Origin of the sequence: Methylobacterium sp. Leaf89 (assembly GCF_001422215.1) — a bacterium.
Classification (GTDB): domain Bacteria; phylum Pseudomonadota; class Alphaproteobacteria; order Rhizobiales; family Beijerinckiaceae; genus Methylobacterium.
Genome location: NZ_LMML01000029.1, coordinates 904,060 through 914,168, shown reverse-complemented (window position 1 = coordinate 914,168; position 10,109 = coordinate 904,060). Strand labels below are relative to the sequence as shown.

At 68.6% G+C, this 10,109-nt stretch carries 12 protein-coding genes; 3 read left to right on the top strand and 9 right to left on the bottom strand.

What is annotated here, in order from left to right:
• A partial coding sequence (locus ASF18_RS24890; protein ID WP_244472759.1) for a cupin domain-containing protein occupies positions 1-511 on the top strand: 511 nt, incomplete at its 5' end.
• A gap of 166 nt (positions 512-677) precedes the next feature.
• Here ASF18_RS24890 and ASF18_RS19625 read toward each other — a convergent pair.
• Positions 678-944, bottom strand: coding sequence for a hypothetical protein (locus ASF18_RS19625; RefSeq protein ID WP_056211408.1), 267 nt, complete (start codon positions 942-944; stop codon positions 678-680).
• A gap of 261 nt (positions 945-1,205) precedes the next feature.
• Here ASF18_RS19625 and ASF18_RS19620 point away from each other — a divergent pair, with 261 nt between their 5' ends.
• A complete protein-coding gene (locus tag ASF18_RS19620; RefSeq protein WP_056354251.1) occupies positions 1,206-2,039 on the top strand; it encodes a YdcF family protein in 834 nt (277 codons plus the stop codon).
• On the opposite strand, the gene ASF18_RS19615 is transcribed toward ASF18_RS19620, so the two are convergent.
• The 7 genes from ASF18_RS19615 to ASF18_RS19585 all read right to left on the bottom strand — a co-directional run bounded on the left by ASF18_RS19615 (position 1,997) and on the right by ASF18_RS19585 (position 7,466).
• Positions 1,997-2,263 (bottom strand): DUF3253 domain-containing protein, encoded by a 267-nt coding sequence (locus tag ASF18_RS19615; protein WP_056211492.1) that lies wholly within the window; start codon positions 2,261-2,263, stop codon positions 1,997-1,999. The genes ASF18_RS19620 and ASF18_RS19615 overlap by 43 nt on opposite strands.
• A 131-nt stretch (positions 2,264-2,394) precedes the next feature.
• A complete protein-coding gene (locus tag ASF18_RS19610) occupies positions 2,395-3,117 on the bottom strand; it encodes a DUF599 domain-containing protein (protein WP_055953252.1) in 723 nt (240 codons plus the stop codon).
• 114 nt (positions 3,118-3,231) lie between these two features.
• Entirely contained in the window at positions 3,232-3,510 is a 279-nt protein-coding gene (locus ASF18_RS19605) for an acylphosphatase (protein ID WP_056354248.1), read from the bottom strand.
• Between the two features lie 168 nt (positions 3,511-3,678).
• Positions 3,679-4,110 (bottom strand): gamma-glutamylcyclotransferase family protein, encoded by a 432-nt coding sequence (locus ASF18_RS19600; RefSeq protein ID WP_056354245.1) that lies wholly within the window; start codon positions 4,108-4,110, stop codon positions 3,679-3,681.
• 84 nt (positions 4,111-4,194) lie between these two features.
• Positions 4,195-6,198 carry an acetyl/propionyl/methylcrotonyl-CoA carboxylase subunit alpha gene (locus ASF18_RS19595; RefSeq protein ID WP_056272398.1) on the bottom strand — a complete coding sequence of 668 codons (2,004 nt, stop codon included), beginning with the start codon at positions 6,196-6,198 and terminating at the stop codon, positions 4,195-4,197.
• A gap of 199 nt (positions 6,199-6,397) precedes the next feature.
• Entirely contained in the window at positions 6,398-6,832 is a 435-nt protein-coding gene (locus tag ASF18_RS19590) for a hypothetical protein (protein ID WP_056211400.1), read from the bottom strand.
• A 211-nt stretch (positions 6,833-7,043) separates the two neighbouring features.
• Positions 7,044-7,466: an aspartate 1-decarboxylase gene (locus ASF18_RS19585; RefSeq protein WP_056354242.1), complete on the bottom strand. Its 423-nt coding sequence runs from the start codon at positions 7,464-7,466 to the stop codon at positions 7,044-7,046.
• A 345-nt stretch (positions 7,467-7,811) separates the two neighbouring features.
• Here ASF18_RS19585 and ASF18_RS24405 point away from each other — a divergent pair, with 345 nt between their 5' ends.
• Positions 7,812-8,048, top strand: coding sequence for a hypothetical protein (locus tag ASF18_RS24405; protein WP_210166759.1), 237 nt, complete (start codon positions 7,812-7,814; stop codon positions 8,046-8,048).
• Positions 8,049-8,533: 485 nt separating this feature from the next.
• Here the strand turns inward: ASF18_RS24405 and ASF18_RS19575 are convergent, their stop codons facing one another.
• A complete protein-coding gene (locus ASF18_RS19575; protein WP_244472758.1) occupies positions 8,534-10,066 on the bottom strand; it encodes a porin in 1,533 nt (510 codons plus the stop codon).
• Positions 10,067-10,109: the final 43 nt, after the last annotated feature.

Below are 10,109 nucleotides of genomic sequence, written 5' to 3'. Positions count from 1 at the left end.
TGGCAGCCTGATCCACAGCGAGGGCGAGCACCTGACGACGGTGGTGGGGCTCGACGACGTCGTGGTGGTCACGACCCCCGACGCCGTGCTGGTGACCTCGAAGGCCCGCTCGGGCCAGGTGAAAGACCTTGTCACCCGCCTGCGTGAGAAGGCTCACCCGGAGGCGGACGCCCATCGGCGGATGTACCGGCCCTGGGGCTGGTACCAGCGGATCGACATCGGCGAGCGCTTCCAGGTCAAGCGGATCATGGTGACGCCGGGCGGACGGCTGTCGCTGCAGAAGCACTTCCACCGGGCCGAGCACTGGGTGGTGGTCAAGGGGACGGCGGAGGTGACACTGAACGACTCGGTGGTGCTGGTGCACGAGAACGAAGCGATCTACCTGCCGATCGGCTCGATGCACCGCCTGACCAACCCGGGCAGGATCCCCCTGGAGCTCATCGAGGTCCAGGTCGGCTCCTACACCGGCGAGGACGACATCATCCGCGTCGAGGATATCTACGGTCGGTGAGGCCGTCGGGCGCCCTCCCCGAAAGTCTTCCTGTAAGGCCGCAGGGGCACTGACGGCTCCGCGGTACCGGTGCAGGACGATCGTCCGAGTTCTTACTGCCACCGAGACAGCGGCTTCCGAGAAGGACGTGCCGGGACGAAAATCACCGCGCGTCGGTCGGACGTCGTCAGGCTTCGTCCGGAATGACCTCGACCGCGCCGTCGACCCGCTCGATATCGAGCGAGAGATGGGCCCGGAACAGGACCTGCGCCTCTTCGCCCCGCACGATCGCCAGGTAGTCCTGTCGCTCGGTCTCGACGCTGAATTCCTGCGCGATCTTGGCCATGATGCGCACGAGCTTCGTGCGCACCGCATCCTCGTCGGACAATTCGAATCCGACCTTGTCCTTGACGAAATTGGCTCCGTCGTGGAGGTCGATGAAAAAGCGTGGCATTGACAATATTACCCGTGGGAATTTATCCCACTCCATGAAATTAACCTAAGCCGTTCGCGGATCAAGTGCAATCGGTGGTCCTTGCGTAGGGCTGATCCGGGACGGATTTGTCAGCTCCATCGTCTATGCGAGTGGGCATGACGATGTCTCGGTTCGCCTCTGTCCGATGCGCTGGTTCGCGCTACTCGGTAACGCGCGGGACAAGGCCGCGGCCGTTGCGGTATCACGCCTCACCTGCCCACCCGCTCCGGTTGCCCGTGCATGTTCTTTCCCTTGTCGAAGCTGCTGTACTTCCTTGTGACGCCGTCGAACGCCCTTGCCCTGCTCGTCCTGCTGGGGATCGGATTGGCGACAGGGGGATGGCTTCGGAGCGGGCTCTGGATCGGCGGCCTGGCGGCCATGTTCCTTTTGGTCGCCGGCCTGTCACCCCTGCCCGTCCTCATCGCCCTGCCGCTCGAGGAGCGATTTCCCGCATTCGTCGACGATGGTGCACCGGTCACCGGGATCATCGTTCTCGGCGGTGCGATCGAGACCCGGCTTTCGGCGGATCGGGGACAACTCCTCCTCAACGACGCGGCCGAGCGACAGGTCGCGATGGCGGATCTGGCCCGGCGCTATCCCCAGAGCCGTCTCGTCTTCACCGGCGGAAGCGGCAGCCTCGGCGGCAGCAAGGCCTCGGAGTCCGAGATTGTCGGTCGCTACGCCGACACGATGGGGCTGCCGCGCACCCGGCTGATCCTAGAGGATCGCTCGCGCAACACGCGCGAGAACGCGCGCTTCACCGCCGACATGGTCAAGCCGCAGCCGGGGGAGCGCTGGCTTCTGGTCACGTCGGCCTGGCACATGCCCCGGGCGATCGGCTGCTTCCGCGAGGCCGGCTTCGCCGTCACCGCCTATCCCGTGGATTATCGCACCGGCGGTTGGCGAGACGTCCTGCACGTCAATGCCTTCGCGTCTGAGGGGTTGGCGCTCCTGGACATCGTGACCAAGGAGTGGTTCGGCCTCGTCGCCTATCGGCTCAGCGGCTACACCGATGCCCTGCTACCGGCGCCTCAGGCCTCGTCCGGCGCCGGGGCCGCGGCCCCGAGCCGATAGACGCCGCGGAAATCATCCGGGTCTTCAACCGGCTTTCCCTTGCGCAGGATCGCGACTTCGCCGGCCTTGGTCATCCGCACGGCGATCCGGCGGATGGGCTGCATCAGGGGGCTCCAGCCCTCCGGCTGCGGTCCCCCGAGTTCCCGGGCCACCTCGGACGGACAGATGGTCTTGCCGGCCTCGCGGGCCGCGAGAAGACGCAGGATCGTCTCCGCGATCAGCACTTCGGACGGCCCCTTGCGTTCGGGGCGACCCGTCGATTTCGGTTCCGGCTTCGCCGCGACCTTCGGGGGCGCCTTCGCGGCGGGGATCTTCGGGGAGGAGGTGCGCTGGCGCGTGGGCTTCTTGGGAATCGTCATGGCTGCCATCCCTGCCCTGTCCCGTCGTCTTCCGCCAGCAGGGCGGCGCGAATTCGTGAGGCGAATTGCCGTCGCCACATCACCAGCACCACCGCGGTGGTCGTCAGCATGAGGAGCCAGGGGCTCACGAACCAGCCGAGATAGGCCAGGGCGAAGAAGAAGGCGCGCTGGCCGCGCGCGAAGTGGCTTCCGGCGGCAATGTTCATCGCGGCCGCCTTGCGCGCCGCGCGGAGCATCTGCTCCGGCGTCGCATCCGAACCTTTCGGCGGCACCGCGCCGAGGAGGATCGCGCCGTAATTGAACAGCCGGTAGGCCCAGGAGAACTTGAAGAAGGCGTAGACGAAGACGACCGCGAGGCCCGCCACCTTGATCTCCCAGGTCAAGCGCGTGGCGATGGCGCCGAAGGGGAGCGTACCGAACAGGGTGAGGACGTCGTCCCCCGAGCGTGACAGGGTCAGGACGCCGCCGAGGGCGATGAGCGAGGTCGAGGCGAAGAAGGCCGTCCCGTTCTGGAGGGAGGCGTTGATCGTGGTGTCGACCACGCGGTTGTCGCGCCCGATGAGCTGGCGCGTCCACTCCGCCCGCTGCGCATTCATGATCTGGCTGAGGCTGGTGCGGCGCCCGCGCATGCGCGCCACCGCGATGCCGTAGCCGGCCCAGGCGGCCACGAAGTAGCTGAGGGCCGCGAGGTCGAGATAGGAGAAGTCGGCGGTCAGCATCGCGTCCGGTCTCTCGACGACCGATCGCCGGGCGCCCCGCCCGGGCGCTAGCGCGGAAGCCGACGCCCTGTCCAGACGAAGGGGGGCCGGATGTGTCTCACCCGGGACGAAGCGTCAGCGGATCGCGAAACCGGTCTGCGGCGGTGCGACCGCAGGCTCCGTCACGGCGATGTCCGTGACGCGGGCACCGGGCGGACCCTGGCGGCAGGCGTCCAGCATCCGTGCCACGGCGTCGGGGGCTCCGGAGAACAGGGCCTCGACGGACCCGTCCGGGCGGTTGCGGACGAACCCGGAGAGGCCTTGGCGATCCGCCTCGCCGCGCGTCCAGAACCGGTAGCCGACGCCCTGGACCCGGCCCTGGATGATCACCGCGACGGTTCGGATCTCGGGCATCGCAGTCTTGTCCTTCGTGGCATCGGTGGGCGGCGGCGGTCCGGAAGACGCGATGGCACGCCGCCGAGGGAGAGGGGCCTGCGGGCGCAGGACTCCGTTCGGACTTGCCCTGTCTTCGACAGCCCGAAGCCGGACCCGTGCGATCGAAGACCATCCGGGGAGCATGCCTCAACCGGCGCGCCCGCGCTGCCAGGCCTGTAATTCCGCGCGATAGACGGCCGGCAACTGTGCGGCGGTCGCCGCGGCGAGGACGGCTTCGAGGTAGCCCGGACGGGGCGCCCCCGTGGCGCTGGTGCCGCCGAGATAGATCAGCGCCCGCTTCGAACCGCCCGGCACCGAGACCGGCTGCATCGCCTTGATGTAGAGACCCGAGGCGACGCCCTCGTAGCGGTCGAGGGCCGGGACGTCTCCGAGGGCGAGATCCCACAGTATACCATGCACGGTCGCGCGTGGGTCGCGCACCACGGAGGCGTAGCCCTCCCGCATGATGATGAAGCGGTGCCGGTTGAGGCGGCCCTGCCCGATCAAGGTCGAGCGCGGGCAGCGCGCGGCCATGGCGCCGGCATCCATGTTCGCGCCGTAGGCGAAGTAGAGGGGCATCGACCGGGTCCAGGGCGTCCGGCCCGGGCCGCGCCGCGTCCCGGGACGGGACGGGAGGCGACGCGCTCCGGGGCTGGCCGCGCGTCAAGCGAATTCGAGGATGACCGCGTCGACCGCGAGGCTGTCGCCTTCCTTGGCGGCGATCTTGGCGACGGTGGCGTCGCGCTCGGCCCGCAGCACGTTCTCCATCTTCATCGCCTCGACGATGGCCAGGGGTTCGCCGTTCTTCACCTCCTGGCCTTCCTTGACCAGGATCGCCTTGACGAGGCCGGGCATCGGGCAGAGCACCTGCTTGCCGGAGCCGGCATCCTCCTTGACCGGCATCAGGGCGGCGAGGGCCGCCTCGCGCTGGGTGTAGACCCGGGCCTCGGCCGCGGCGCCGGCGTGCTGGAGGGCGACGCCGTTGAGGAGGCCGCGGACCTGCATCGCCACGCGGGCCCCACCGATCTCGCCCTGCCAGACGGGTTCGCCCGGGCGCCAGTCGGAGGAGACCGGCCAGGTGGTGCCGTCGGCGCCCGTGACGATCAGGGTGCCGCCGACGGCGTCGACGGTAACCGGGTAGGATTCGCCCGCCAGGACCACGACGCGGTCGCGCTCGAAATGCAGCAGGGCCGGATCGCGCATCTGGCCCGAGATGCCGCGCTTGCGCTGGTTCATCTTGTGGTCGATGGCCGCGGCCGCGGCCGCCATGCGCTGGGCGATCGCGCCCTTGGGCTCGGGGGCGACGAAGCCCTCGGGGAACTCCTCGGCGATGAAGCCGGTGGAGAGGTTGCCCGAGCGCCAGCGCGGATGCGCCATCAGGGCGGCGAGGAACGGGATGTTGTGGCGGATGCCCTCGATGGCGAAGGCGTCCAGCGCCTCGCCCTGGGATTCGATGGCCTCGGCCCGGGTCGGGGCCCAGGTGACCAGCTTGGCGATCATCGGGTCGTAGTGGATCGCGATCTCGCCGCCCTCCTCCACGCCGGTGTCGTTGCGGACGATGGCGCCGCCGAACTCGCCTTCGGCCGGCGGCCGGTAGGTGGTGAGGCGCCCGATCGAGGGCAGGAAGTTGCGGGTCGGGTCCTCGGCGTAGACCCGGCTCTCGACGGCCCAGCCGTTGAGCTTCACGTCTGCCTGGCCGAGCGGCAGGGCCTCGCCGGCCGCGACCCGGATCATCAGCTCGACGAGGTCGAGGCCGGTGATCATCTCGGTGACCGGATGCTCCACCTGCAGGCGGGTGTTCATCTCGAGGAAGTAGAACGACTTGTCCTGGCCGGCCACGAACTCGACGGTGCCGGCGGAATCGTAGTTCACGGCTTTCGCCAGCGCGACGGCCTGCTCGCCCATCTTGCGGCGGGTGGCCTCGTCGAGGAGCGGCGACGGCGCCTCCTCGATGACCTTCTGGTTGCGGCGCTGGATCGAGCACTCGCGCTCGCCGAGGTAGATCACGTTGCCGTGCTTGTCGCCGATCACCTGGATCTCGATGTGGCGCGGGTCGGTGATGAACTTCTCTACGAAGACGCGGTCGTCGCCGAAGGACGAGGCGGCCTCGGACTTGGCGCGGGCGAAGCCCTCCGCCACCTCGCCGGAGGAATGGGCGATGCGCATGCCCTTGCCGCCGCCGCCGGCGGAGGCCTTGATCATGACGGGATAGCCGATCTCGTCCGCGATGGTGACCGCGTGCTCGGGGCTCTCGATGACGCCGAGGAAGCCCGGCACGGTGGAGACCGTCGCGGCCGAGGCCGCCTTCTTGGATTCGATCTTGTCGCCCATCGCCGCGATGGCGGCGGGGTTGGGGCCGATGAAGACGATGCCGGCCGCTTCCAGCGCGCGCGGGAAGGATTCGCGCTCGGACAGGAAGCCGTAGCCCGGATGCACGGCCTGGGCGCCGGTCTGCTTGCAGGCGTCGATGATCTTGTCGATGAGCAGGTAGGACTGCGCCGCCGGGGCCGGACCGATATGCACGGCCTCGTCGGCCATGGCGACGTGCACGGCGTCTCGGTCGGCATCCGAGTAGACCGCCACGGTCTTGATGCCCATGCGCCGGGCGGTCTTGATGATGCGACAGGCGATTTCGCCACGGTTCGCGATCAGGATCTTGTCGAACATCTTTCCGCGCACTCTGGTCCGTCAGGGAATATGCGGCGTCTTGCAAACGCCCAAGCTGGTTCCCGTTAAAGCAGTTATGCGGCTTCGGGAAGCTGATCGATCCAGGCCGGGGGCCTGTTTATGCACGGCCACGACCGACAATCTCACGGTGCGATGCACCATATGATTTTGAATGCGAAATATCAGGGGCTGGCGGCACCTAAGCAGCCAGCAATTCGCGCATCCGGTCGCTCTCGGCGGTGGCGCGGTTGGCTGCCAGCGCGAAGGCGATGAGGGCTTCGTCGCTGGCCTGGGCCTCGCGCACGACCTCGCGAGCGAGGCGGGCGGCGAGACGGGTCGGGCCGCTGCCGGCGCGCAGGCTGCCCACCAGCCAGGCGGCCACGCCCGCATCGATGTAGCCGGTGGGGCGCTCGCCCCAGACGGCGAAATCCACCACCGACGCGACGAGGTAGTCGCCGAAGCTCGTATCCGCGAAGGTGACGATGCGCTCGAGGGCGATCAGCATGTCGGCCTCGTCGCGGCACACGAAGCCATCGGGGAGGATCTCGCGCGCCAGGATTTGGACGTCCTCGGCGGTGATGCAATCGGCTGCAACGATACGGTTACAGAAAACCTGAAGCGAAAGGTTGATCATCTCTTGATGCCTCCCCGGCTTTATCTTGGCCGGTCTGTGTCCCTGTCGATGGTTCGACTATGCAGGACGGCATCGTTCAAGCGGTTAACGGGCAAATCTGAATCACTGTTCAGGTTAAAGCCTGCTCACGAATGAGCCTTTCGAAATCCTGACGCTCCGGGGCCGGCGCACCCTCCCCGCTCCGATGGCCGCGGGCGGAGCGAGCGCCCCGTCAGCCCGCGATGCCGGGCCCGAGGATGCGCATGTCGAGGCGTCCCTCGGCGTCGCGGAAGACGTCGTAGATTACCCGGTCGCTGACCGCGTTGTCCGGGCCGAAGATCAGCACCTTCGGCTTGCGCGCGATCACGTCCTCGATGGAGCCGTAGGTCGCGGAGGCGATGATGACCTCGTCGCCGACCTGGCAGGTGCGGGCGGCGGCCCCGTTCAGGATGCAGCAGCGCGATCCCGCCGCGCCGTAGAGGACGTAGGTGCTGATCCGGGCACCCGACATCTTGTTCCAGATCTCGACGAATTCGAGGGGATCGAGGCCGACCTCCCGGCAGAAGTCCGCGTCGAGGGTGATCGAACCATGATAGTTCAGGTCGGCACCCGTCACCCGGAGGCCGTGCAATTTGGCGCGGACGAAACTCTGCATCGGTCTGGCTCTCCCTCTTGCGGTCGCGTTGTTAATCGGCGCCGTCGCGGGAGGCCAGGTCTATCTGGCGCCGACCGGATCGCTCAGGAGAGCCGGGACGATCCGTTCAGGCCCCGGATCCAGTCCCGCAGGTGATCGGGTTCGAGGTCCTCCAGGGGCGCCCCTCCGGGGGCCGGACCTCCGCGCGGAGCTGCCCGGCGCGAGGCCGTAGGTGCCCTTGAAGGCCCGCGCGGCATGACTCGGCGTGGCGAACCCGAGGGTCCAGACCAGGTTCGAAATCCGCACGTCCCTGCCGCTGCGCAGGATGGCCGAGCGCAGGCGGTCCACGCGGCGGCGCAGGATCTCGTGCCCGACCCCGCCGACCGGGGCGAAGGCCCGGTAGAGGGCGCTGCGGGACAGGCCGGAGCCGAAGGCGACCGCGCGCATGTCGAGGTCCCGCCGCCCCAGATGCGCGGCGCCTCGCGCTGGTGGACGGCGCCGGTGATCTGCCGGTCACGCAGGAGCAATCCGGCGACGCGGCGCTTCCTCACGGCGGCCTGGAAGCAGTTGCCGATCCGCGAGACCGTCGGGCCGATCGCGTAGAGGTCTTGGTAGGCCGCGAAGCAGTCCGGCGCATCCGGGGCGAAGACGGCCTGGCTCACGGCGGGCCGTGCGGCGTCCGGCGCGTCGACCGGGGGCGTCCGGCGCCCCCGAGGCGGCGGCGGGCGCTCCGATGATCCTGCCCGCCTCGCCATCCCCGCGCGCCCCGCGCCTGCCATGCAGGCAGGGCATGGCACACGCGAGGGTTCGCAGGCACGCCAGGTGTTCGTGAGCGTTTCGTGGGGCGCCGCGTCACGCCTTCGCGCCCAGGCATGAGGTCCTGAAATGAGGTCCGGCCGCAGGGGCATCGACCGTCCCGGCGCCTTCGACGCCCCCGGGACGGCCATTGCGGGCGCGACGCGTTTGGAAGTGGCGACGCCCGAATGCCCCTGGCCGGCCGCCTTCGGCAGCGCGCTGGACAATCCCGGGGGCATCGCATCCTGGAATGCGCGGTCGCCGACCCGGCGCCGGGATGCCGACCGAGGGATTCAGAAGTCGCGCTGGACGCGGGCCCGGACCTGGACGGTGTCCTCGCTGGTCTTCGTCTGGATCGCGTTGGCCGGGTTGTTGACGAAGGCCGCGCTCTGCGCCGGGAACCGGCTCAGGTCGAGGACGCGCCCGGAGCTGACTCCATACTGGGTGTACATCGTCTCGACGCCGATATCGAGGTCGCGGAGGGGCGACCAGACCAGGCTTCCGCCGACGACGAAGCGGTAATTGTCCCGGAGAACCTGGCTGACCTCGAAGAAGCGTGTTCCGGGAACGCCCGGCCCGGCCCCGGTGACGCCGTAATATGCACCCTGCCGCATGCGCGAGCCAACGGCGAAGTTCAACTCGCCGTAGGAGCCGAAGACGGCCGAACGGACTTCGGGCGTCCAGTAGTGGAGGTACGACGCGACAGCCGTGAACGTCGTCGAGAGTTCGAGGCGATTCGAGAACGGGTTCAGCACGGCATCGTTGAAGTACTGGTTGAAGGCTGACCCCTGGATCGCAGAGGTATTGCCGGCATAGGATCCCGTATAGGACGAGAACCCGGTATACATTCCCGCGCCCTCGCCGTACGAGGCCTGGAGATAGAGGACGTCGCCGGGCGCGATGAAGGGGGTGTTGACCTTGACGCCGCCCTGGACGGCCCAGCCATAGGCGGTGGCAAGGCCGGGGCCGGCGACGCTGTTGGCGGCCGTGACCGCCGCGCCGAGGCTGGTGCCCGCGAACGCCCCCGCGACCGGGTTGCCGTAATTCAGCTCGTGCACGGCCGCCGAGAGCTGGGCGGAGCCCCAGCCCGCATCGTAGCGCAGAACGCCGACGAAGTCGGGCATGCGGTTGCGCTGGACGACGTCGATGAAGCCGACCCCCGTGGGCGTGCCGTCGGTGGCAAAGCCGATGAAGAGCGGGCTGGCGGCGATCGTCGTGCCCGGTGCGTTGGCCGCCGTGAAGAGCGGGGTGCGTCGGAAGGTCGGGTCTTCCATCGAGACGGTTGCGGAGAAGCCCGACCCGCCGAGCTTGGTGGTGTAGGCCGCGAGATTCGTCGAGCTCACGTCCGACGACATCGTGGCGGCGATGAACTCGAAGTCGTGGGCGTAGAAATCGTAGAAGGAGGAGGCTCGTCCGGCCGTGAACCCGGCGAACTGGATGAAGGCCTTGTCGGTGTTCATAAATTGCTGGACTCGGCCGGCCTGATCCTGCCCGGTGGCGTTGTATGCAAAGCCGATGCGCTCCACGGTGCTGGAGCGGATCGTGGGGCTGCCGGTGCGGTTCGCGGCTTCAAGGCGCAGGAAGGCCCGCAAGGCGCCGTAGCTCGTCTGCGTGCGCGCATCGACGTTGATGCGGGCGAGGCCGCGGTACCCGGCGAGATCGCCGGGGGACGAGGTCCCACTCCCGGTCCGGCTGTAGGCGGTCTGGTACCCGGTTTCGAAGCGCGCCCGTCCGGAGAGCCGGATGCAGGTGTCAGTGCCGGGAACATAGAAGAAGCCGTTGCCGTAGGCGTTGCAGACGCGGACGAACTCGATCGGCGCAGACATCTTGGCCGGACGGTCGGCTGCCCAGGCTGACGAGCCTGCGACG